This window comes from Pigmentiphaga litoralis (assembly GCF_048632615.1).
Lineage (GTDB): Bacteria > Pseudomonadota > Gammaproteobacteria > Burkholderiales > Burkholderiaceae_B > Pigmentiphaga > Pigmentiphaga litoralis_B.
In genome coordinates this window covers 2,473,383-2,496,233 of the sequence record NZ_CP184479.1, presented here as the reverse complement: position 1 = coordinate 2,496,233, position 22,851 = coordinate 2,473,383, and the positions used below count along the sequence as shown (strand labels likewise).

Here is a 22,851-nt window from a genome sequence, read left to right as displayed (position 1 = left end):
ACCATCACATTTGCATATTGCCAATAAAACGTTAGCGTTTCGTCAATTTGGTCTTAACGTGTCGGTCTTAACTCCGAGGTCACCGCATGCGCTCGTCCCGTTCCCGCCTGTCCCGATCCACCTTGTTGGCCGCCCTGTTTCCCGTACTGCTCGCGGCGCCGTCGGCACATGCCGCGGAACCGATCAGCATCGGTTTCTTCTCGCACCTGTCGGGCAACTTTGCCGAGTACGGCGCGAGCTTCAAGAATGCGGTCGAACTGTACCTGGATCAGGTCAAGGCGCAGGGCGGGATCGAAGGCCGGCCGGTCAATCTGATCGTGGAAGACGACCGCAACTCGCCGCAGGAAGCCGCCTCGGTGGCGCGCAAGATCGCAGGCACCAAGGGCGTGGTGCTGGCGATCGGTTCGTGGTCGACGACGGCCTCGGTGGCGGCGGCGCCCGTCTTCATCGAAGCCAAGATCCCGCAGATCAGCCCGACATCGTCGCACCCGGATTTCACCAAGCAGAGCAACTACCTGTTCCGGCAGAACAATACCGATGACGTGCTGGCGCAATACAACGCCGACACCATCCAGAAGAAGCTGAAAGCCAACACGGTCGTCATTCCGTATTCGCAGGATGACTGGGGCGTGTACACCGGCAAGGCCACCGCCGCCGCGATCGAAAAGGCGGGGGGCAAGGTATTGCTGCTGGAAAGCGTGATGCCCAACGCCAAGGACTTCCGCCCGTTCGTCAGCAAGATCAAGGCGCTCAAGCCCGAAGGCGTGTTCCTGGCGCTGCCGTATCAGGAAGCGTCGATCTTCATCCAGCAACTGCGCCAGGCCGGCGTCAACATTCCGGTGGGCGGCGGCATTCCGCTGACGTCGCCCAAGTTCGTGGAACTGAGCGGCAAGGCGGCCGAAGGCGTCGTGCTGCACACGATTTTCTTTGCGCAGGACCCGTCCAAGAAGGCCTTCACCGATGCCTACAAGGCCAAGTACGGCAAGCTGCCCGACCAGTTCGCGGCACTGGCCTACGACGCTGCGGGTGTCGGCGTGGCGGCGATCCGCCGGGTCGTGAAATCGGGCAAGCCCTTGACCGGCGAAGCCGTGCGCAACGAACTGGCCAACGGCCCGGCCTATGAAGGCGTGACCGGCACCACCAAGTATGACAATGGCAACGTGAAGAAGGCGCCGACCTTCATTACCGTGCGCAATGGCGAATTCGCGCTGTTCCAATAAAGGGCGCTGCATGCCGTCGTCGTCATGATCGAACTGTTCTTCAGTCAACTGCTCAATGGCCTGGCCATCGGGCAGGTCTATGCGTTGATCGCGCTGGGCTTCAGCCTGGTGTTCGGGGTCTCGAACCTGATCAACTTCGCCCAAGGCGCCCTGTTCATGCTCGGGGCGTTTTTTGCGTTCAGCGGCGTGACCTGGCTTGGCCTGCCGCTGGTGGTCGCGGCCGTCCTGTCGGTGCTGCTGGTGACCGGCCTGGGCATGCTGCTCGAACGTGTCGCGCTCAGGCCGCTGGAAAACGGGCCATGGGTGGCGCCCGTGCTGTCCACGCTGGCCATCAGCATGATCATCGATCAGCTGGCCGAAATCGTCTGGTCGCCGGAAGGGCAGCCGTTTCCGCTGCCGTTCGAAGAGGTCACCTTCTTTTTGGCGGCGCGTACCTGACCAGCACCGACCTGATGATCTTCGGGTTCGGCGTGCTGGCGGCCCTGGCGCTGACCCTGTTCCTGTCCCGTTCCTGGATGGGCCGCACCCTGCGCGCGACCGCGCAAGACCGCGACGCCGCCGCGCAGCTGGGTGTGCGCACCGGCGACGTCAAGCGCCTGGCCTTCGGGCTGGCCGGTGCGTTGGGCGCGCTCAGCGGCGTGCTGGTAGCGCTGTACTTCAAAAGCGTATTCCCGCAGATGGGGCTGCCCTTTGGCCTGAAGGGCTTCGCCGCGGCCTTGCTAGGCGGGCTCAGCAGCATTCCGGGGGCGGTGCTGGGCGGACTCCTGCTGGGTATTGTCGAAACCTTGGCGAGTGCCTACATCGGTGAAGGCTTTCGTGACCTGGTGGCGTTTTCGCTGGTGCTGGTGTTCCTGGTGTTCCGTCCGCAGGGCCTGCTGGGCGACCGGCGGCTGGATGCGCTGGGCGGCGGAGGCGCGGCCAGCGGGTCCATGCCCACCACCAGTCTGCTGGCGTCGGCCTCCAGCCAGCGCGGGACGCACCGCGTGTGGGAACTGCCGCCGTGGGGATTTCTGGTGGCGGGCGCGGTGCTGTGCCTGCTGCCGCTGATCACGCAAAGCGGCTACCTGTTGCAGGCGGTGATCTACGGCATGATCTTTACGCTGCTGGCCGCCAGTGTGACGCTGGTGTCCGGGGCGATCGGCATCCTGTCGATCGGGCACGCCGGCCTGTATGGCGTGGGGGCGTATGGCGTGGCCGTGCTGTCGCACACCTACGGTCTGCCGACCGAACTGGCCTTGCCCTGTGCGGCCTTGCTGACGGCGGGCGTCGCCACGGTGGCCGCGTTGCCCCTGGCGCGCCTGAGTGGTCATACCGCCGCCTTGGGCACCTTGGCCATTGGCCAGATCCTGTTCCTGGTCTTCATGACCTGGCTGTCCGTCACGCGCGGGCCCATGGGCTTCGTCAACATTCCGGCGCCGCAGTTTGCCTTGCTGGGCGGGCTGCGCCTGGGGTCGGTGACCGACAAGTTCTGGCTGGTGGCCAGCGTGGCCGCGGTCGGCCTGTTCCTGGTGCAGCGGCTGATGGAATCGTCGATCGGCCGGGTGTGGCGCGGCATCCGCGAAGACCGGCTGGCCGCGCACGTCGCGGGTATTCCGGTGCAGCGCTATCTGCTCATGGGCTTTGCCGTGTCGGGCCTGCTGGCCGGCACGGCCGGCGGATTGTTCGCGTACGTGCAGAACGTGGTCAGCCCCGAAAGCTTTACGGTGCAGGCGTCGATGCTGCTGCTGACGATGGCGGTGCTGGGCGGCCTGGGCAACGTGACCGGCGCCGCGCTGGCTGGCTTTCTGCTGACCCTGCTGCCCGAGGTGCTGCGGCCCTTTGCGGAATGGCGAATGATTGCCTACGGACTGGTGTTGTTGCTGATGCTGCGGTGGCGCCCGCAGGGCCTGCTGGGGGCACGGTAGGTCATGGCGGAACAAATCATGGCCGCAAACTCGGCACCCAAGGGCCTCTTTCTGGACAACGTCGCCCGGCACTTCAGCGGAGTGAAAGCCGTTGACGGTGTCACGGTGCGGCTGGCGCCTGGCGAGACGCTGGCGCTGGTCGGCCCGAACGGCGCCGGCAAGTCGACCCTGCTGCAATTGGCAAGCGGCGTGGACCGCATCACCAGCGGCCGCATCTGGCTGGACGGGCGGCGGATCGACGGCCTGTCCGCGGAACGCATTGCGCGGCTGGGCGTGGGCCGCAGCTTCCAGACATCGCGCGTGTTTCCGGCATTGACGGTCTGGCAAAGCACCTTGCTTGGCGTACAGGCACGGCTGCTGCGCGGCACGGGCACGCGCATGGCCAATCCCTTGCACGAAATCGCGGGCGCGCTGTTGGGTCTGAAGGGCTGGCGCCAGCGCCAAGCCGAGCAGGAAGCCATTGTGCGCGACACGTTGCAGTTGTTCGGCGACCGCCTGTGGCCGCGCCGCGATCAGCCGGCGTACACGCTGTCGTACGCCAACCGCCGCCGGCTCGAGATCGCCCGCGTGCTGGCCGCGCGGCCCGACTACCTGCTGCTGGACGAACCGGCCGCCGGCATGAACCCGACCGAAACCGCCGAGCTGACCGACCTGGTGCTGGCGCTGCGGCGGCTGCGTCCGGCCCTGGGCATCCTGGTGGTCGAACATAAATTGTCGCTGGTGCGGCGTGTGGCCGATCGTGTGATGGTGCTGAATCACGGCCGGCTGCTGGCTGAAGGCACGCCCGAGGCCGCGCTCGATCACCCCGAAGTCGTGGAAGCCTACCTGGGCCGCAGCCGGGGCAGCGGGGCGCCCGGAGCCCCGGCCTCTTTCAGACCTGCTTCGTCGGATGCGCATCTTGGCTGAACCCGCTCCTTCCTTTCTCGTCGTCGACGATATCGACGTGCACTATGGCGCCGTGCAGGCCCTGTTCAACGTCAGCCTGCACGTGCAGGCCGGTGAAGTGGTGGGGGTGCTGGGCGGCAACGCGTCGGGCAAGTCGACCACGCTCAAATCCGTGCTGGGCCTGGCGCATCCGTCACGCGGCCGCATCCTGTTCGAGGGCAAACCCATCCAGGGCATGTCCCCGGCCGACGTGATCGACCTGGGCGTGGCCAGCGTGCCAGAAGGCCGCCGCGTCTTTCCGGAAATGTCGGTGATCGACAACCTGATGATGGGCGCCTACCCGCGACGCGCCGACAAGGCTGGCGTCGCCGCTGATCTGGACGCGGTGCTGACCGCCTTTCCGCGCCTGGCCGAACGCCGCAAACAGGCCGCGGGGACCCTGTCTGGCGGAGAACAGCAACTGCTGGCGTTGGGCCGCGCCTGGTTGCGGCGCGGCCGGCTGATCTGCATCGACGAGCCGTCCATGGGCCTGTCCCCCAAGTTCGTGGACATGGTCTACGAAGTGCTGTTCCAGTGGAAAGCCGCCGGGCAGACGATCCTGCTGGTGGAGCAGAACGCGCGGATCGCGCTGGAACTGGCCGACCGCGCCTATGTATTGCAGCACGGGCACGTGATCCTGCAGGGGAACGCGGCTGACCTGGCGGCGGACCCGGCGGTGAAGAAGGCGTACCTGGGCGCAGCTTGAACGCCGCGGCTGGGCGGCATGAACGTCGCACCCGCTCCGCGTGACACGCCCGCCTTACCGCTCACACTGCCGCGCCGTCACTGCCGAATGTGTACCGGGTCTGTATACATCCTGCCCGTGCTGAGCGTTTTCCCTAGAGCGTCCGTGAAGTCGTTGCTCTTACCGGCGCATCCTGTATACAGTCTCGGTTCATAACACGCAGCCGGTCCGAGACAACCATGGCGCATCTTCTTTCCTGTACGTGCTGTCAGTCCCGCACGCGCCGTTGCCGTCAAGGCACGAAAGGCGCGGCATGATACCGCGCTCGCTAGCCGACCTGCGCGGCGCCGATGCCACTCCCAAGGCAGGCGGCACGCAGACCACCGCCGCGGAATTGCGCCTGCGCGACCTGATCCTGTCAGGCGAACTGGCGCCCGGCATGCGCCTGTCCGAACCCAGCCTGGCCGATCGGCTGGCGATATCCCGCACCCCGATCCGCGCCGCGATGGCCCGTCTGGAAGACGAAGGCCTGCTCGAAGTGATTCCGTCGGGCGGCTATGCCGTGCGCGCCTTTACTGAAGACGAGATCCGCGATGCGATCGAAGTGCGTGGCACGCTGGAAGGCCTGTCGGTGCGGATGGCGGCCGAGCGCGGCGTGTCCCCCGGCGACCTGTCCGCCATGCGCGACTGCCTGACCGACATCGACGCCGTCCTGTGCGATACCGACAAGAGCGTGGACAGCCTGTCCAGCTATGTCGAACTGAACCGCCAGTTCCACCGCATGTTGATGCACCTGCCCGGCAGCACCGTGATCGCGCGCCAGATCAGCCGCGCCAGCAGCCTGCCGTTCGCGTCGCCCAATGGGTTCCTGCTGGCGCAGGCCAGCGACGGGGAAGCGTGGCGCACCCTGACCGTCGCGCAGGACCAGCACTGGATGGTGCTGGCCGCGATCGAAGGCCGTGAAGGCACGCGCGCCGAAGCGCTGATGCGCGAACACGCCCGCATCGCGCTGCGCAATATGCAGGCGGTGCTGCGCAACCAGCAGGCCCTGGACCAGATTCCCGGCGCGCGATTGATCCGGACGCCTGTCCGGCGATGACCGCGCGTCGTTTTCAGCCTATGACCACCTCAACCGCTTATGTAGTGGACCACCATGCTTACGATTCTTTTTGACGGCATTGCCTATGGCATGTTGCTGTTCGTGCTGGCCTGCGGGCTGGCCGTGACGATGGGGCTGATGAACTTCATCAACCTTGCGCACGGCGCCTTCGCGATGGCGGGCGGGTATGTCACCGTCCTGCTCATGTCGCGGTTCGGCGTGCCCTTCCTGCTGTGCCTGCCCATTGCCTTCATCGTGTCGGCGCTGCTGGGCGCGGTGCTGGAGCGCGCCCTGTACCGGCGTGTATACCGGCAGCCGCACCTGAACCAAGTGCTGTTTTCCATTGGCCTGACCTTCATGGCCATGGCCGCGGTCGACTACTTCCTGGGCTCGCAGCAGCAGTTCCTGCAACTGCCCGAATGGCTCAGCGGCCGATCCGAGATCGGCGGCGTGGGCATCGGCCACTACCGGCTGTTCGTGATCGTGATCTGCGTGGCGCTCGTTATCGCGCTGCAGCTGATCCTGACCAAAACCCGCTTTGGCAGCCGCCTGCGCGCGGCCGTGGACGACCCCCGCGCCGCCAGCGGGCTGGGCATCAACATCAACCTGGTCTTCCTGTCGACCTTTGCCTTCGGTTCCGGCCTGGCCGGACTGGGCGGGGCGCTGGGCGCCGACCTGCTGGGCCTCGACCCGACCTTTCCGCTCAAGTTCATGATCTATTTCCTGGTGGTGGTGGCGGTGGGCGGAACGACAACGATCACCGGACCGCTGCTGGCGTCGCTGCTGCTGGGCATCGCCGACGTGGCCGGCAAGTACTACATCCCCACCATGGGAGCATTCATCATCTACTGCGTCATGATCATCGCCCTGATGTGGCGTCCCCAGGGCTTCTTCGCGCGTGGAGGGGTGAAATGAACCGTCCCCTTCAGTCCGCCTCGCCCGCCGCTACCGCACCCGCGGCGATCACCGCCGCGGGCGCCGCTCCCCTTGCCGACACCGCCGCCATCCGTTCGATCGGTGCGCGCTGGTCCAGGCTGCGTCCGCTCGAAGTGCTGTTCTGGGTCGTCGCCTTTGCCGCGGCCTTCGTGCTGCCTCGCGGCTTTCTGCTGCTGAATGAACTGACCATTCTGGCGCTGTTCGCCGTGTCGCTCGACCTGATCCTGGGCTACGCCGGCATCGTATCGCTGGGCCACGCCGCCTTCTTCGGATTGGGCGCCTATTCGGCCGCCTTGCTCGCCAAACACTTCGGGATCGACCCGGTGCTGGGCCTGCTGGCCGCCGCCGGGCTCAGCGCCTTGCTGGGCCTGGTCAGCAGTGTGCTGGTCATGCGCGGTACCGACCTGACCCGGTTGATGGTGACCCTGGGGGTCGCGCTGATCATGTACGAAGTCGCGAACAAACTGGACTGGCTGACGGGCGGCGCGGACGGCCTGACCGGTGTCACCATGGTGCCGCTGTTCGGCACGTTCGAATTCGACCTGTTCGGCCGCACGGCCTACCTGTACTCGCTTACCGTGCTGGCGATCCTGTTCTTCGTGGCGCGCTTCGTCATCAAGTCGCCCTTTGGCATGTCCCTGCAGGTGGTGCGCCAGAACCCGCTGCGCGCCGCCGCGATGGGTGTCAACGTCAACCGCCGCCGCGCCGCCATCTACACCATGGCGGGCGCCTATGCGGGTGTCGCGGGCGCCTTGCTTGCGCAGACCACGGGCTTTGCGTCGCTCGACGTGCTGGACTTCCACCGGTCGGCCGACGTGCTGCTGATGCTGGTGATCGGCGGCGCGGGCTACCTGTATGGCGGCATCATCGGCGCCATCGTCTTCAAACTGATGCAGGACTGGCTGTCCGGCATCACCCCTCAATACTGGCAGTTCTGGATCGGCATGCTGCTGGTGATCATCGTCGTCGTCGGACACGACCGCCTGGTCCGCCCGTGGACCTGGTTCAAGCGCAGCGGCGGGAGCACATCGTCATGAGCATCGTTCTTCAGACCTTCAACCTGACTCGCCGCTTTGGCGGGCTGGTGGCCACCAACGACGTGTCCCTGACCGTCGAACGCGGCGCGCGCCAGGCCTTGATCGGGCCCAACGGCGCCGGCAAGACCACGTTCATCAACCTGCTGACCGGCGTGATTCCGCCCACCAGCGGCCGCATCGAACTGGAAGGCGAAGACATTACCGGGCTGCCCGTGCATGAACGCGCCGGCCGCGGCCTGGTCCGCACCTTCCAGATCAACCAGCTGTTTCCGGAGATGACCCCGGCCGAAGCGCTGGCGGTGGCGATTGCCGAGCGGCAGCGCATCGGGTCGTCGTGGTTCCGCGCGCTGGGCCGGCGCGGCGAGATCATGGACGAGTGCGGCGCCTGGCTCGAACAGTGCAACCTGACCGACGTCATGGATCGCCGCACCAGCGTGCTGCCCTACGGCAAACAACGCCTGCTGGAAATTGCCCTGGCGCTGGCCGCCAAGCCGCGCGTGCTGCTGCTGGACGAACCGGTGGCCGGCGTGCCGGATGGCGAACGCCGCGAGATCCTGGACACGGTCGGCGCGCTGCCTGACGACGTGACCATCCTGCTGATCGAACACGACATGGACCTGGTATTCAGCTTTGCCAATCGCATCTCGGTGCTGGTCAATGGCGCCGTGTTCGCCGAAGGCAGCAATGCCGACATCGCCCGCGATCCGCGCGTCAAGGCCGTGTACCTTGGCGAAGAACTGGCAGGGAGCGCATATGCCTGACTTGTTGAAAGTGTCCGGCCTGGTCGCCGGCTATGGCGAGGCCAAGGTGCTGGCCGGCATCGACGTCACCCTGGGGCAGGGGCAGGCCCTGGCCCTGCTGGGCCGCAACGGCACCGGGAAGACGACATTGATCAATACGATCGTCGGCCACACGCGGCGGTTCGCGGGCAGCATCATGCTGAATGGCAAGGAACTGACGACGCTACGGCCCGACCAGCGCGCGCTGGCGGGCATTGGCTGGGTCCCGCAGGAACGCAACATCTTCAAGTCGCTGACGGTCGAAGAGAACCTGACCGCCGTGGCCGTTCCCGGCCCATGGACTGTGCAGCGCATCTATCAGATGTTTCCGCGATTGCAGGAACGCAAGGCCAATCTGGGCAACCAGCTTTCGGGCGGCGAACAGCAGATGCTGGCCATCGGGCGGGCGTTGATGCTCAACCCGCAGGTGCTGCTGCTGGACGAACCGCTGGAAGGCCTGGCGCCGATCATCGTGCAGGAACTGCTGGCCGTGCTGCAGCAGATCATCCGCGACGAAGGCATGTCGGTGATCCTGGTCGAGCAGAACGCCCGCAAGGCGCTGGGCATCACCCACGACGCGATCGTGCTGGAACGGGGCAGCGTGGTGCATGCCGCGCCGGCGAAAACCCTGCTGGACGACCCGGGCCTGCTGGATGGCCTGTTGGGGGTGGCGCGGCATTGATGCTGTCGCGAAAAGGCCGCATTCGTTCAAAATGCGGCTTTTTTAGCGGACGTCCCAGGAGAAGGCAGCTCACCCAGGTTGACTACGACGCGGCTGGGACGGTGCTAGGACGAGACTGGGACGACGCTAAAACGAGATTGGGACGACCTTGGGACGGGACTGGGACGACAGTGGGACGTTGACTTGCGACGATATGTTTCAGCTTTCGAGCAGTTCGCGTCGTGCGGAATTCCCACCCTTGCGGCTGCTGTTGGCGAATCCTGTCCGATCACCCCTCGTTCTGCCACGCGCCCCAGGAACCTATGTTTGCCTTTCTGACAAAAAGCTTCGCCTCGAGCTCGCCGACAGCGAGCGCCGCAGCGCCGAGCAGGCTGCCTCGCTGCGCGCGATCGACCAGTCCGTTCTGATGGCCGAGTTCACGCCCGATGGCATCGTTTTGCAGGCCAATCGCCGCTACGCGGCGCTGTTCGAGCGCGATCCGGCCGACCTGCGCGGCCAGCCCCACGCCATCCTGTGCGACACGGCCACCGGGTTGTCGGCCGCCTACAAAGAGGTGTGGGACCGGGTCCGACGCGGCGTTACCGTGGCCGGCCGCTATCAACGGTTGTCGGCCAGCGGCGGCATCATCTGGGTCGACGCCACCTATAACCCGGTCATCGATGCCGACGGCCAGGTCAGCCGCGTGATCGAAATCGCGACCGACGTGACCGGCGCCGAGCACCGAGAACGCGAACTGGCCAGCCGCCAGGCCGCCTTGAACCGGTCCATGGCGGTGATCGAATTCACGCCCGACGGCGCCGTCATGTCCGCCAACGACAACTTCCTGCAAGTCATGGGGTATTCGGCCGATGAAATCCTGGGCCGTCACCACCGCATGTTCTGCAACCAGGAATTCACGGCCAGCGCCGAATATGCGCGCTTCTGGGAACAGCTGAACGCCGGCACATTCATGTCGGGGGAATACGCGCGCCAGACCAAGGACGGCCGCGTGGTGTGGATGGAAGCGTCCTACAACCCGGTGTTCGACGCCACCGGCAAGCTGATCAAGGTCGTCAAGTTCGCCGCCGACATCACCAACCGGGTGTCGACCCAAAAGCACGAACTGGAAAACGCCCGGGTCGCCTACCGGGTGTCCAACGAGACCGAAGCCATTTCGGAGCAGGGCGCCCAGGTCATCAACGAAGCCGTGCTGGAAGTGCGCAAGATCACCGAATCGATCCAGAAGACGTCCGCCGTGCTCGAATCCCTGGGCAGCCAGTCGCAGCAGATCTCGTCCATCGTCAAGACGATCCGGGACATTGCGTCGCAGACCAACCTGCTGGCCTTGAACGCCGCCATCGAAGCCGCCCGTGCAGGCGACGCCGGACGCGGCTTTGCCGTCGTCGCCGATGAAGTGCGCAAACTGTCCGAGCGCACCAACGGATCCACCGGCGAGATCAGCGTCATGGTCGCCACCATCCAGGACGGCGCCCGCGTCGCCATCGAAAGCATGGGCGACAGCCTGGGCCAGGCCCACAAAGGCATGGAACTGGCGAACGCCGCCGGCGACGCGATCGTCAGGATCCGCACCAGCGCCAAACAGATCGCCGAAGCCTTCAACGGGAGGTAGAGCCCCCCTTAGGCGCGCAGCGCCCGGGGGGCTGCGTTACTATTGGAGGAACTCTGAGGCGATCATGCACGTACTCTTCATTCTGGACCCGCTCCCCCTTCTAAAAGCCTACAAAGACACCTCCGTCGCCATGATGCGCGCGCTGGTGGCGCGGGGGCATACGCTCAGCGTGGCCATGCAGGGCGACCTGTATGTCATGGAAGGAGACGTCCGCGTATCGGCCACGCCTATCGCGCTGGTGCCCGCGGCCGACCCGCACGGCCATGACTGGTGGACCGAAAGCGAGGCGGCCGACGCGCCCCTGACCGCCTTCGACGCCGTGCTGATGCGCAAGGACCCCCGTTCGACATCGAATACCTGTACTCCACCCACATGCTGGAACGCGCCGAAGCCCAGGGCGCCCGCGTCTTCAATTCCGGCGCCAGCATCCGCAACCATCCGGAAAAACTGTCGATTGCCGAATTTCCGCACCTGACCGTGCCGACCCTGGTCACGCGCAGTATGTCGCGCATCAAGGCCTTCCACCAGCTGTACCAGGACGTCATCGTCAAGCCGCTGGACGGCATGGGCGGCACGGGCATCTTCCGCCTGCGCCATGATGAATTGAACCTGAACGCCATTCTCGAGACCCTGACCAACTATGGCCAGAGCAGCATCATGGCGCAGCGTTTCATTCCCGAGATTACCCAGGGCGACAAGCGCATCCTGATCATTGGCGGCGAGCCGGTCCCGTTCTGCCTGGCCCGTATTCCCGCCGCCGGCGAAACGCGCGGCAACCTGGCCGCCGGCGGCCGGGGCGTGGCCCAGCCGCTGTCCGACAAGGACTGGGAAATCGCCCGCGAACTGGGCCCGCAACTGGCCGCGCGGGGCCTGCTGCTGGTCGGCCTGGACGTGATCGGCGAGTACGTGACCGAGATCAACGTGACCAGCCCGACCACCTTTGCCGAAATCACCGAGCAGACCGGTTTCGACGTGGGCGCGATGTTCGCCCAGGCGCTCGAAGCGGCGGTGGCGGTGCCCGGACGCGCGACCCGCTGATGCCCGGCGTGGTCATTGTGGCGCACGCCCCGCTGGCGTCCGCGCTGCTGGCAAGTGTCGCGCATGTATTCGGTGCGATGTCAGACGTGCTGGCCTATGATGTGGGAGCGCATGACGATCCGGCGGTAACGCTCGACAAGGTGCGTGGCTGCATCGAAACGGTCGACCGCGGAACGGGTGTGCTGGTGATTACCGACATGGTGGGGGCGACCCCGGCCAATCTGGCCGGCAAGGCGTCCGGTCTGGCGCAGGGCGCCGGCACACCCACGGCGGTAATTGCCGGGGCCAATATTCCGATGCTGTTGCGGGCACTCACGTACCGGCATCTTTCCTTAGACGACACGGCGCAACGCGCGCTGGCCGGCGGCACGCAAGGCATTTTGCGCACCGACGGCGGACCTGAAGAACCCTGACGATGCCCTCCGTAGATATCACCGTTACCAACAAGCTGGGGCTGCACGCAAGGGCCTCGGCCAAGCTGACGCAGCTTGCCAGCAAGCACCGCAGCGAGATCCACATCGCCCGCGGCTCGCGCCGCGTCAATGCAAAAAGCATCATGGGTGTCATGATGCTGGCCGCCGGGCTGGGCAGTGTCGTCACGGTCGACGCCGAAGGCGACGACGCGGCCGAGGCGCTCGAGCAGATCCGGGCGCTGTTCGACAACAAGTTCGGCGAAAGCGACTAGCCATGAGCGGCGCGATGCTGGCCCTGCACGGGCTGGGCGTGTCCCGGGGCTACGCGATCGGGCGCGTGGTGGTGATCGGCGCCGCGGCGCTCGAAGTGTCCCACTACCGGGTCGCCCCCGAAGATGTCGACGCCGAATGCGCGCGCCTGCAGGCCGCGATCGCCACCGCCCGCGACGAACTGGCGCAGATGGCGTCCGACCTGCCGGCCGACGTGCCGCGCGAGCTGGGCGCGTTCCTGCAGGTCCACAGCATGATCCTGGCCGACTCGATGATCTCGGTCGAGCCGGTCGAAATCATCCGCACCCGCCATTACAACGCCGAATGGGCGCTGACCGCGCAAGGCCAGGCGCTGGGCGAGCAGTTCGCGATGATGGACGACGAATACATGCGGGAGCGGGGCAACGACATCCGCCAGGTGATCGAACGGATCCTGCACGCCCTGGCCGGCACCGATAGCAAGCGCACCTGGCGCGAATCGACCCTGACGGAACACAGCGATCCCCTGATCGTGGTGGCGCACGATATTTCGCCCGCCGACATGCTCAAGCTGCGCGGCGGCCGGTTCGCCGCGTTCGCGACCGACCTGGGTGGCGGCACGTCCCACACGGCCATCGTCGCCCGAAGCATGGGGGTACCCGCCGTGGTGGCGCTGGGCTCGGCCCGGTCATTGATGCGCGATGGCGATACCGTCATCGTCGATGGCGAGGCGGGCGTACTGCTCGTCAATCCGGCGCCGCGCGTGCTGGATGAATACCGCCGCCGGCAGTCCGACTACGCCCTGGAACGCGCCGACCTGGCCACGCTCAAGGATGTGCCCGCGATCACGCTGGACGGCGTCGAGATCACCCTGTGCGCCAACATCGAACTGCCGGAGGAAGCCCAGGCGGCGGCCGATGCGGGCGCCGACGGCATCGGTCTGTTCCGCAGCGAATTCCTGTTCATGGGCCGCGACACGCTGCCCGACGAAGACGAGCAGTACGAAGCCTATGCCATGGTGGTGCGGACCCTGGGCGGCAAGACGGTCACCATTCGCACGCTGGACATTGGCGCCGACAAGACGCTGGACGGCGAAGCCACCGTGGCGACCAACCCGGCCCTTGGGCAACGCGCGATCCGCTACTGTCTGGCCCGGCCCGAACTGTTCGCCACGCAGCTGCGCGCCATCTTGCGCGCGTCGGTGCATGGCAAGGTGCAGATCCTGATCCCGATGATCGCCCACCTGCGGGAGGTGCGGGCAGCGTACGCCGCCATTGCGTCGGCCCGGCGCGACCTGGACGCGCGGGGCGTGGCGTATGCCACCGACATCGAAGTCGGCGCCATGGTGGAAGTGCCCGCCGTGGCGATCGCGATCGAACCTTTTATCGAAGCCTTCGACTTCCTGTCGATCGGGACCAATGACCTGATCCAGTACACCCTGGCCATCGACCGGACCGACCCGGACGTGGACGCCCTGTATGACCCGCTGCATCCGGCGGTCTTGCGGCTGATCGCCAATTCGATCAACGCGGGCGCCCGGGCGGGCAAACGCGTGTCGGTCTGCGGCGAGATGGCCGGAGACACGGAACTGACCCGGTTGTTACTGGGCCTGGGGCTGACACACTTTTCCATGCACCCGACCCAGCTGCTGGACGTGAAGCGGGAAATCCTGGCTGCGCATTCCAATGCCTTGCGCGCAAAAGTGGCGACAGTACTGAACCGAGCGGCCGAAATGGACTTGACGTTGTTAAACAGATAAAGCGCCCACTGACGTTGAGAATCTGTTGCAACTGAAATACTATGTTACCGAATCTTACAGGTTGCGGTAATGTTTACTTTCACGCAAGTCATGATGAATCCGGCGCCAGACGCCTCGCTCGAAGCCGATGCGGCCCTGCATCGGCAAGAGCTGAAAGCCCTGGCTGCGCTGCGTCCGCTGGCCGACGCGGCAGGGGCTGTCGACATTGCCGACGCCCTGCGCCATTTCGCCGCCGCGCTTGGCGCCTTGCACCACGCCTTCCTGGTCGTTGACCGGTCGGCCGAAAACCTGCCCGCGCTATGGCTGTGCGACGACCTGGCCGGGTGGTGGAAAGACCTGATCCCGCCGCTGCACGATCTGCTGGCGCCCCATCCGCTGGGCGGGGTCACCCCCTGTCCCATACCTGGTTCTGCGTGCGGCCCGACCGGCGCGACAACGAACCGGGCAACTACGCCAGCCTGCGCAAGCTGGGCGTGCGTCGTGGGCTGTTGGTGCCGTCCGAAGCGCGCCGCCCGTGCGAAGTGGCGGGCTGCATCCTGCTTGCCTTTGCCGACAACGTCGCGTCGCAAACCGCGCGCAAGAACGAACACTTTCCAGCCTGCATCGCCCACGCCGCGTCGCTGGCGCTGGACGCCTACCGCCGGCTGCCGCATCCGCCGTCCCGCAAGTCGCCCCTGTCGGCCCGCGAAAGCGAATGCCTGCGCTGGGCGTCGATCGGCAAGACCAGCTGGGAAACCGCCTGCATTCTGGGCGTCAGCGAACGCACCGTGAACTTCCACCTGGGCAACGCGTTCCTGAAGCTGAACGTCACGAATAAGCAGGCTGCGGTCGCGCAGGCGATCCTTCAGGGTCTGATCTAGGGTCCGCGCCGGCCGACGGCGCTGTCATCGCTCCGGCCTCTGCCACCGCAGATTCCAGTTCCACCCGCGCCAGTGGCGGCCGTCCCAGCATGGCGTCCGACACTTTCTCCGCCATCATGATGATCGGCGCGTTGGTGGGCCCGCGCACCGTGCGGGGCAGGGCGGCGCCGTCCACCACCCGCAAGCCGTCCACCCCGCGCACCCGCATCTGCGTATCCAGCACGGCCATGGCGTCCCGGTCCGTGCCCATCTTGCAGGTACCCACCGGATGGTGCAGCGTGATCGCCACCCGCCTAATGAAGGCATCGATGTCCGCGTCGCTGGCGGCGTCGGGCCCGGGCGCGAGTTCTTCGGCCCGGAAGGGCTCGAGCGACGCCGAATTGCCAATGCGCCGCATGATGCGCACCATCTCGCGCACCGCGCGGCGGTCGTACTCGGTGGACAGGAAGTTCTGCGTGATCACGGCCGGCGCACGCGGGTCGGCACTGGCCAGCCCGACATGCCCCCGGCTTTCCGGCGTAATGAAAATGCCCTTCAACGCAAAGGCATCCACATAGGGTTTCAACAGAGGTCCAAGATGCGGGCCCGCCGTCATGGGCGCGGCGGCCAGCATGATCTGCAGGTCGGGCAGCGCCAACGACGGATCGCTGCGCACCAGCCCTACCGCCGCCGCCGGCACTTTGCTCGATATCCCGGTGCCGAACATCCAGGTGCGGGCCAGGTCCGCGCCAATGCGGTCCAGACGCAAGGCCCGGTGCATCGGGCCCGGTTCGGTCCGCCTCCATCGCACGTCACACACAATGTGGTCCTGCAGGTTCTGCCCCACGCCGGGCAGGTCCACCGCGACCGGAATGCCGTGCTGCTGCAGATGTTGCGCGTTGCCGATACCTGACAGCATCAGCAGTTGCGGTGAATTGATGACCCCGCCTGCCAGAATCACCTCGCGCGATGCGCGGATCAGCTCCGTTCCGGACTCGCCCAGCACCTGCACGCCCACCGCGCGCCCGTGTTCCAGCACCACCCGATGCACCATCGCACCGGTGCGCACGGTGACATTGCCGCGCGCCACGGCGGGGCGCAGATAGGCCGATGCGGCGCTCCACCGTTTGCCGCGGCGGATCGTGGCCTGCATGGGGCCAAAGCCTTCCAGGCGTGCGCCGTTGTAATCGTCGCTGCGGCCATACCCCATCCGGTCGGTCGCCTGCAGAAAGGCGTCGACCAGGGGGTCTTCGTACTGCATGCGGGTGACCGTCAGCGGCCCGTTGCCGCCCCGGAAAGTGCTGGCCCCGCCTTCCCATGATTCGGCACGCTTGAAGTAGGGCAGCACGTCGGCGTAGCTCCAGCCCGTCAGCCCCAGGTCGTGTCCCCAGTGGTCGTAATCGGCACGCGCTCCACGCGCATACGCCATGCCATTGATGGACGTGGATCCGCCCAGCACCTTGCCCCGCGCGCATTCGATGCGGCGGTTGTCCATGCCGGACTCGGGCTCGGTAAAGTAGCCCCAGTCGTACAAGCGGTGCTTCAGGATCAGGCCCCAGGTCAGGGGCACCTTGATCAGGGGCGAACGATCCGGACCGCCGGCTTCCAGCACCAGGATCTTCAAGGACGGATCCGCGCCCAGCCGGTAGGCCAGGGTGCAGCCGCCCGACCCGGCGCCGACAATGATGTAGTCGTACGTGTGATCGTGACGGGTCATCATCAGCTCCGGTACTTGGCGCCAATGGCTCGCAGCGCGTCGTAGTCCTGCCGCGCGGCCGGGGTCAGTTCCTTTTGCGCGGCCGGGATCACGGCGTCCAGATAGGCCTTGGCGTCGGCGGCCGACAGTTCGATCATCTCGCCGCCGCCTTTTTCCCAGATCGCACGCGCTTCCTGCACGCGGGCATGCACACGGGGCGCCACCTCGTCGTCCGTCTTGCGGGCCGCCTGCCGCAAGGCCGGATCCAGCGCGCCGGCCGTCTTGAAGAAAGTCGGGCTGACCAGGCCGACGATGGCGATATAGGTCGATGGCAGCAGCGTCTGCGCCTTGGCCACGTCAAAGTACTTCAGCGCCGACGGAATCGGCGTGCCGGAATACACACCGTCCAGCGTCCCGTTCTGGAAAGCCGGCAGCACTTCCCCCAGGGACATCGAGACGGGATTCGCGCCCAGCTGCTTTAACTGCGCGATCAGGATGGACGATCCCGGCACCCGGATCTTCTGGCCCTTCAGGTCGGACAGCTTGCGCACCGGCTTGCGCGACACGATGCTGCACTGGGAATGGATCAGCGTGGTCAGCACCTCGACCCCCTTGCCGGTGGCGATCGATGCCATCCGCTTGCGCGTGTCCGGATCGGCCAGCAGTTTCAGCCCATGGTCGATGTTGTCGAACACGCCCGGCACGGCCAACGCGCCAAACCGCGGATCCAGGCCTTCATACATGCCCGACGCATTCATGGCCATTTCGATCGTGCCCATGCTCACGCCTTCGATCGTGCGCTGCGCGGTGCCCAACTGGCTGGCCGGGTAGACCTGGCCCTTGACCTTGCCTTGCGTGGCCGCTTCGATATTGGCCTTGTAGGCGGTCAGCCAGTCGATGCCCAGGTCTTCCGACGTGGTGGCGGTCAGCTTCATGGTCATGGACTGCGCCCAGGCCCACGACGGCAGCCCCAATGCAGTGACGGAGCCGGCCAGGCTGGCCAGGTGCAGCAAGTGTTGACGACGATTCATGGCGGTGTCTCCAGGCAGTTTTTTATAGGCGTCGTGGTCCGTCAATTCACCAGCAGGCGCACGCCCAGCAGCGAAATGGCGGGGATGTAGGTAATCAGGCCAAGCGCGATCAGGTAGATGAAGACAAAGGGCACAATGCCCCGGTAGATCGTTTCCAGCGGCAGCTTCAGCACGCTTTGCGCCACGAAAATGTTGATGCCGAAGGGCGGGTGGAAGAGGCCGATCGACAGGTTGACAGTGACAATGATCCCGAAGTGGATCGGGTCCACGCCAATGGCCGTGACCAGGGGCACCAGCAGTGGCGACAACAACAGGATGGCCGACAGGGGGTCGATGAAGCAGCCCACCGCCAGCAGCAGCACGTTGATGGCAAGCAGCAACGTCCAGCCTGGCAGCTGCAGGTCGGTCAGCCATTGCACCAGGCTGGCGGGCACTTGATGAATAGTGAGCAGCCAGCCGAACACATTGGCGCAGGCCACGATGATCAGGATCTGCCCGGTGAAGACGGCGGTGGTGCCCGCGCTGGCCAATATGTCGCGCCACGACAGTTCGCGATAGAAATAGCGGGCGACGACGATCGCGTACAGGCAGGCCACGGCCGCCGCTTCAGTGGGCGAAAACACGCCGCCGTAGATGCCGCCCAGAATGATGACCGGTGCGCCCAGGGCCCCCGTGCCGCGCGCCGCCGCCGCGCCAAACGCTTTCCACGAAAACCGTTCACCGCCGCCTATCCGGTGCTTGCGTGCATAGGCCATCACGTAGATGCACAGCATGCCGGCCAGCAGCAGCCCGGGCAGCACACCGGCCGCATACAGCCGCGGCACCGACTGCTGCGCGGCCGCGCCGTACACGATCATGGGAATGCTGGGCGGGATGATGATGTCGATCGCACCCACCGCGGTCAGCAGGCCGGCCGAAAACTTCTCGGGATAGCCGCTGCGCCGAAGCGCCGGCAGCATCACCCGGCCGATGGTCGCGACCGTGGCCGCGCTGACGCCAGAAATGGCGCCGAACAGCGCGGACGACCCCACGGTCGTGACCGCCAGGCTGCCGCGCACCGACCCGACGCCCGCATTGACGAAGCCGACCAACCGGTCCGCCACCGATCCGCGCCCCATCAATTCGCCCGCAAAAATGAAGAAGGGAATCGCGAGCAAAGCATAGGCGTCGATGGCGCCAAACAGGTTCTGGTGCAGCGCCGTGTAGGGCACGTCCATGAAGAACACCAATGCACAACTGACCGCCGCCAGCAACACCAGGAAGATGGGAAAGCCAAGCAGCAGCAGGGCGATGGGCAGCACGCCCAGGGCGAAGCTCATGATGCGGCCTCCGGCGCCGGCGCCTGCGCGGCCACGTCGACCGCGGGCGGCGCGGCCACCAGGCGCGAGCCCTTCAGCCGCAGCACCAGATCCGCCAGGCCTACCAGGGTCATGGCCGCAAAGGCCAGCGCCACGATCGAATGCGGCAGCCACATCGGGATGTGCCCGTTTTCGCTCACGCTGCCAATGGCATGCATGCGGGTGGCGTAGTGCGTGGAAATGGCGCACACAAAGCCGCACAGCAGCACCGCGCTGACGGCTTCGATCGCGCCCACGATCCGCCGGGCAACGCGCGGAAAGTAGCGGGTCAGCACATCCATGCGCAGATGCTGGCCGCGTACCGCCGCCACGACCGATCCGGCAAACGCCATGGCCACCATCAGGTAGACCTGCCATTCATCGACGCCGGTCAGCGACTGGCCGAACACATACCGCGCAATGATATTGATCACGTTCATGACGACGGCCGCGACCAGCGCGGCGGCAAGCGTGACCTCGAGCAGGGTCGCCGCCCGGTGGATGCCCTCTACCCATTTCCTGGTGTTATCGAGTGCCATGGTGTCTCCGTAGATGGGGCCGATCCTAGGTAGGCGCCATGCATACGTCCAATTCAAAATGGGGGCACAAACCATAGGCGCGCGGCTATGAGACCGCGCGCGTCCCAGGAGACGTCCGTGCGTGGCTTCGATTCCCACCTCACCCTGCAGAAGATGGAGGTGTTCTGCGTCGTGGCCGAACTCCAGAGCGTGACGCGCGCCGCCGACTTCCTGTGCATTTCCCAGCCTGTGGTGACCGCCCATATCCGCAGCCTGGAAACCACGCTGGGCGCGCGGTTGATCCGCCGCGAAGGCCGAGGCATCGCGCTGACGCCCACCGGGCAACGCGTCCTGAAGTGGGCGCACGAAACCGTCACGCGCACGCGGGAACTGGAACGCGAACTGGGCGGCGCGACCGACATCGGACCGGGCAAGGTGGTTGTGGCCGCTTCCATGAGCGCGGGGTCGTACCAGGTGCCGGGCATCATCTGCGACTTCCACGCGACGTATCCGGACGGCCTGGTGCAGCTGGCGATTTCCAATCCGCAAGTGGCGCTGGAAGCCACTCGCACCGGCGCCTGCGATTTTGCGGTCACCATCATCGCGCCAACGCAGAACCTGGAAGGACTGACCGCGCAACCGCTGTGGATCGAACCGTTGTGGCTGGTGACCGCGCCTGCCAGCCGCTGGGTGGGCGACAGCGTGGAGCGCGAAGCGGTGGCCGGCCTGCCGTTCGTCAGCACGTCCAACAGCACCGTCATGCAGCAACTGGAAGAAGGGCAGTTGCGGGCCAACGGCGTGCCCTCGCGCCGCATCGTGCTGGAGTTGGGCCACCCCGAAGCGCAGAAAGAGGCCGTGCGCCGCGACGTGGGTGTGTGTTTCTTTCTCAGGTCGTCGGTGGAACAGGACCTGCGGTATGGCGAGCTGCGCCTGGTGCGAACGCCCGGCCTGGAGATGGCGATTCCGCTTTATCTGGTCTACCGCAAAGACAAGGCTTTCTCGCCGTTCCAGCTGGCGCTGCGCCAGCATGTCGAGGCCGCCCGCCCGGCCGGTGTGACCCTGTTCGACAAGGCCCTGCACCCCCCGATGCTACAATTCCAGGGTTCCGGCGCCGATTTGCCTGACCCGCTTGCGGGCGCCTCATAAAAATCCTGCTAAAGAGCTCTTCGTGTCTTCGTCTTTGCCCACTGTGCGCCCATCCGCGGCGCTTGCCCCGCACCCGGCGCCGGCTGCCACAGCCCCGACCGCTCCCCCCAGACCCCTGTTCCTGCTGCTTCGCCTTCGCCTGCGCGCGACCCGGGTTCCGTGGGCGTGGTCGAGTCCCGCCTGATCGAATTCACCGAGCCGCTGGCGTTGTCCAGCGGGTCGTCGTTCGGCCCGTATTCGCTCATGGTCGAAACCTACGGCACCCTGAACGCCGACCGCAGCAACGCCGTGCTGGTGTGTCATGCGCTGAACGCCTCGCACCATGTCGCGGGCATCGCGGCCAATGATCCGTCGGACGTGGGCTGGTGGGACAACATGGTCGGGCCGGGCAAGCCGCTGGATACACGCCGCTTCTTCGTCATCGGTATCAACAACCTGGGCTCGTGCTTTGGTTCGACCGGGCCGGGCAGCATCGACCCCGCAACCGGCAAGCCCTACGGCGCGGCGTTCCCGGTCGTCACGGTCGAAGACTGGGTGCACGCCCAGGCGCGCGTGGCCGATCTGTATGGCATCGAACGCTTCGCGGCGGTCATGGGCGGGTCCCTGGGCGGCATGCAGGCGCTGGGCTGGGCCGTGACCTATCCGGACCGGCTGGCCCATTGCGTGGTGGTGGCCAGCACGCCGCGGCTGTCGGCGCAGAACATTGCGTTCAACGAAGTGGCGCGGCGCGCGATCATTACCGACCCTGATTTTCATGGCGGCGACTTCTACGCGCACGACACGGTGCCGCGCCATGGCCTGTCGGTGGCGCGCATGATCGGCCACATTACCTATCTGTCCGGCGACGACATGGCCGAAAAATTCGGCCGCGCCCAGCGTGCCCCGGCGGCCGATGGCGCCTTCCATTACGGCTACGACGTGGAATTCGAAGTCGAGTCCTATCTGCGCTACCAGGGCGAGAAGTTCTCGAAGTATTTCGATGCCAACACCTATCTGCTGATCACACGGGCCCTGGACTATTTCGACCCTGCCAAGAATGCAGGGGGCGACCTGGCCAAGGCGCTGGCGCCGGTCAAGGCCGAGTTCCTGCTGACGTCGTTTGCGACCGATTGGCGTTTTCCGCCATCGTGTTCGCGCGAAATCGTGCAGGCGCTGTTAAGCAACGGCCTGCCGGTCACCTATGCCGAGATCGACGCGCCGCACGGGCATGACGCCTTCCTGCTGGACGACAGCCGGTACCACGCGGTAGTCAGCGGGTATTACGACAAGATCGCGATGCAGCTGGGATTGGGGGAGCGCGCATGAACGCCGGCCATCGCAATGGCATCCGCCCCGACCTGGCGCGGATCGCAAGCTGGATCGCCGACGGCTCGCGCGTATTGGACCTGGGCTGCGGCGACGGCACGCTGCTCGCGCACCTGCGCGACAGGCAGCATGCGCGCACGGTCGGTGTCGAAATCAACGATGCCAGCGTGATCGCCTGCGTGCGCCGCGGCGTGAACGTGATCCAGCAGAACCTGGAAGACGGGCTGGCCCTGTTCCAGGACGGCCATTTCGATACGGTGGTGCTGTCGCAGACCTTGCAGGCCGTGCACAACACCGAACGGATCCTGCTGGAAATGATGCGCGTGGGCCGGGAAGGCATCGTGTCCTTCCCCAATTTCGGCCACTGGACGCACGGCTGGTCGATCCTGCGGGGCCGCATGCCGGTCAGCAAGCAGATGCCCTACGAGTGGTACAACACGCCCAACATCCACCTGTGCACGCTGGCCGACTTCGAAGACCTGGCCCGCAAGCTGGGCCTGCGCATCCTGGAACGCGCCACGTTCGCCAACGATCGCGAAGTGACCGTTGCGCCGGGGCTACGCAGCACGCTGGCGGTGTATCGCTTCACGGCAGGGTGAGTGCAACAGGGTGACCGTGGCAGGGCGAATGCCCCGCCCGGGTCGC

Annotated in this window: 22 protein-coding genes, 3 pseudogenes and 1 riboswitch; of the genes and pseudogenes, 20 read left to right on the top strand and 5 right to left on the bottom strand. The window is 66.0% G+C overall.

Going from position 1 to position 22,851, the window contains the following annotated elements; genetic code table 11:
* The first annotated feature begins 86 nt into the window (after positions 1-86).
* The 16 genes and pseudogenes from ACNANG_RS11130 to ptsP all read left to right on the top strand — a co-directional run bounded on the left by ACNANG_RS11130 (position 87) and on the right by ptsP (position 14,334).
* Positions 87-1,220, top strand: coding sequence for an ABC transporter substrate-binding protein (locus tag ACNANG_RS11130; protein WP_420227212.1), 1,134 nt, complete (start codon positions 87-89; stop codon positions 1,218-1,220).
* Positions 1,221-1,244: 24 nt separating this feature from the next.
* The gene (locus ACNANG_RS11125; RefSeq protein WP_420227211.1) at positions 1,245-1,658 is read left to right on the top strand and encodes a branched-chain amino acid ABC transporter permease; all 414 of its coding nucleotides are present in this window, start codon (positions 1,245-1,247) and stop codon (positions 1,656-1,658) included.
* A gap of 14 nt (positions 1,659-1,672) precedes the next feature.
* The gene (locus ACNANG_RS11120) at positions 1,673-3,124 is read left to right on the top strand and encodes an ABC transporter permease (protein ID WP_420227210.1); all 1,452 of its coding nucleotides are present in this window, start codon (positions 1,673-1,675) and stop codon (positions 3,122-3,124) included.
* A 75-nt stretch (positions 3,125-3,199) separates the two neighbouring features.
* Positions 3,200-3,676: pseudogene (locus tag ACNANG_RS11115) on the top strand (ATP-binding cassette domain-containing protein); the annotation flags it as partial.
* 66 nt (positions 3,677-3,742) lie between these two features.
* Complete coding sequence (locus ACNANG_RS11110) at positions 3,743-4,030, top strand: hypothetical protein (RefSeq protein WP_420227518.1); 288 nt, start codon at positions 3,743-3,745, stop codon at positions 4,028-4,030.
* A complete protein-coding gene (locus tag ACNANG_RS11105) occupies positions 4,014-4,754 on the top strand; it encodes an ABC transporter ATP-binding protein (RefSeq protein WP_420227209.1) in 741 nt (246 codons plus the stop codon). The genes ACNANG_RS11110 and ACNANG_RS11105 overlap by 17 nt, the downstream gene beginning before the upstream one ends.
* A 292-nt stretch (positions 4,755-5,046) precedes the next feature.
* Positions 5,047-5,832 (top strand): GntR family transcriptional regulator, encoded by a 786-nt coding sequence (locus ACNANG_RS11100; RefSeq protein ID WP_420227208.1) that lies wholly within the window; start codon positions 5,047-5,049, stop codon positions 5,830-5,832.
* Between the two features lie 54 nt (positions 5,833-5,886).
* Positions 5,887-6,747 (top strand): branched-chain amino acid ABC transporter permease, encoded by an 861-nt coding sequence (locus ACNANG_RS11095; RefSeq protein ID WP_420227207.1) that lies wholly within the window; start codon positions 5,887-5,889, stop codon positions 6,745-6,747.
* Positions 6,744-7,805, top strand: a complete 1,062-nt coding sequence (locus ACNANG_RS11090) for a branched-chain amino acid ABC transporter permease (protein ID WP_420227206.1) — start codon at positions 6,744-6,746, stop codon at positions 7,803-7,805. The genes ACNANG_RS11095 and ACNANG_RS11090 overlap by 4 nt, the downstream gene beginning before the upstream one ends.
* Complete coding sequence (locus ACNANG_RS11085; protein WP_420227205.1) at positions 7,802-8,566, top strand: ABC transporter ATP-binding protein; 765 nt, start codon at positions 7,802-7,804, stop codon at positions 8,564-8,566. The genes ACNANG_RS11090 and ACNANG_RS11085 overlap by 4 nt, the downstream gene beginning before the upstream one ends.
* On the top strand, positions 8,559-9,266 hold the full coding sequence (locus tag ACNANG_RS11080; protein ID WP_420227204.1) for an ABC transporter ATP-binding protein: 708 nt from the start codon (positions 8,559-8,561) through the stop codon (positions 9,264-9,266). Before ACNANG_RS11085 ends, ACNANG_RS11080 begins: the two co-directional genes overlap by 8 nt.
* Positions 9,267-9,672: 406 nt before the next feature.
* Complete coding sequence (locus ACNANG_RS11075; protein ID WP_420227203.1) at positions 9,673-10,875, top strand: methyl-accepting chemotaxis protein; 1,203 nt, start codon at positions 9,673-9,675, stop codon at positions 10,873-10,875.
* A gap of 64 nt (positions 10,876-10,939) precedes the next feature.
* Positions 10,940-11,913, top strand: a pseudogene (gene gshB, locus ACNANG_RS11070) (glutathione synthase).
* The gene (locus ACNANG_RS11065; protein ID WP_420227202.1) at positions 11,913-12,326 is read left to right on the top strand and encodes a PTS sugar transporter subunit IIA; all 414 of its coding nucleotides are present in this window, start codon (positions 11,913-11,915) and stop codon (positions 12,324-12,326) included. Before gshB ends, ACNANG_RS11065 begins: the two are co-directional and overlap by 1 nt.
* A 2-nt stretch (positions 12,327-12,328) precedes the next feature.
* Positions 12,329-12,598, top strand: a complete 270-nt coding sequence (locus tag ACNANG_RS11060; protein WP_420227201.1) for an HPr family phosphocarrier protein — start codon at positions 12,329-12,331, stop codon at positions 12,596-12,598.
* A 38-nt stretch (positions 12,599-12,636) separates the two neighbouring features.
* Positions 12,637-14,334 (top strand): phosphoenolpyruvate--protein phosphotransferase, encoded by a 1,698-nt coding sequence (gene ptsP, locus ACNANG_RS11055; protein ID WP_420227517.1) that lies wholly within the window; start codon positions 12,637-12,639, stop codon positions 14,332-14,334.
* Between the two features lie 54 nt (positions 14,335-14,388).
* On the opposite strand, the gene ACNANG_RS11050 is transcribed toward ptsP, so the two are convergent.
* Positions 14,389-14,586, bottom strand: coding sequence for a hypothetical protein (locus ACNANG_RS11050; protein WP_420227200.1), 198 nt, complete (start codon positions 14,584-14,586; stop codon positions 14,389-14,391).
* A gap of 161 nt (positions 14,587-14,747) precedes the next feature.
* Between ACNANG_RS11050 and ACNANG_RS11045 the strand changes: the two genes are divergently transcribed.
* Complete coding sequence (locus tag ACNANG_RS11045; RefSeq protein WP_420227199.1) at positions 14,748-15,194, top strand: helix-turn-helix transcriptional regulator; 447 nt, start codon at positions 14,748-14,750, stop codon at positions 15,192-15,194.
* On the opposite strand, the gene ACNANG_RS11040 is transcribed toward ACNANG_RS11045, so the two are convergent.
* The 4 genes from ACNANG_RS11040 to ACNANG_RS11025 are packed head-to-tail and all read right to left on the bottom strand — an operon-like array spanning position 15,142 to position 19,776.
* The gene (locus ACNANG_RS11040; protein WP_420227198.1) at positions 15,142-16,890 is read right to left on the bottom strand and encodes a GMC family oxidoreductase; all 1,749 of its coding nucleotides are present in this window, start codon (positions 16,888-16,890) and stop codon (positions 15,142-15,144) included. The genes ACNANG_RS11045 and ACNANG_RS11040 overlap by 53 nt on opposite strands.
* A gap of 2 nt (positions 16,891-16,892) precedes the next feature.
* Entirely contained in the window at positions 16,893-17,900 is a 1,008-nt protein-coding gene (locus tag ACNANG_RS11035; protein ID WP_420227197.1) for a TRAP transporter substrate-binding protein, read from the bottom strand.
* A 41-nt stretch (positions 17,901-17,941) separates the two neighbouring features.
* On the bottom strand, positions 17,942-19,219 hold the full coding sequence (locus ACNANG_RS11030; protein ID WP_420227196.1) for a TRAP transporter large permease: 1,278 nt from the start codon (positions 19,217-19,219) through the stop codon (positions 17,942-17,944).
* The gene (locus ACNANG_RS11025; protein WP_420227195.1) at positions 19,216-19,776 is read right to left on the bottom strand and encodes a TRAP transporter small permease; all 561 of its coding nucleotides are present in this window, start codon (positions 19,774-19,776) and stop codon (positions 19,216-19,218) included. Before ACNANG_RS11025 ends, ACNANG_RS11030 begins: the two co-directional genes overlap by 4 nt.
* Positions 19,777-19,863: 87 nt before the next feature.
* Here ACNANG_RS11025 and ACNANG_RS11020 point away from each other — a divergent pair.
* From ACNANG_RS11020 to metW, 3 genes and pseudogenes are all read left to right on the top strand, one after another.
* Positions 19,864-20,733, top strand: a pseudogene (locus ACNANG_RS11020) (LysR family transcriptional regulator); the annotation flags it as partial.
* A 120-nt stretch (positions 20,734-20,853) separates the two neighbouring features.
* A riboswitch (SAM riboswitch) is annotated at positions 20,854-20,934 on the top strand.
* Positions 20,935-20,952: 18 nt separating this feature from the next.
* Positions 20,953-22,206 (top strand): homoserine O-succinyltransferase MetX, encoded by a 1,254-nt coding sequence (gene metX / locus ACNANG_RS11015; RefSeq protein ID WP_420227516.1) that lies wholly within the window; start codon positions 20,953-20,955, stop codon positions 22,204-22,206.
* Positions 22,203-22,805 (top strand): methionine biosynthesis protein MetW, encoded by a 603-nt coding sequence (metW, locus tag ACNANG_RS11010; protein ID WP_420227194.1) that lies wholly within the window; start codon positions 22,203-22,205, stop codon positions 22,803-22,805. Before metX ends, metW begins: the two co-directional genes overlap by 4 nt.
* Positions 22,806-22,851 lie beyond the last annotated feature (46 nt).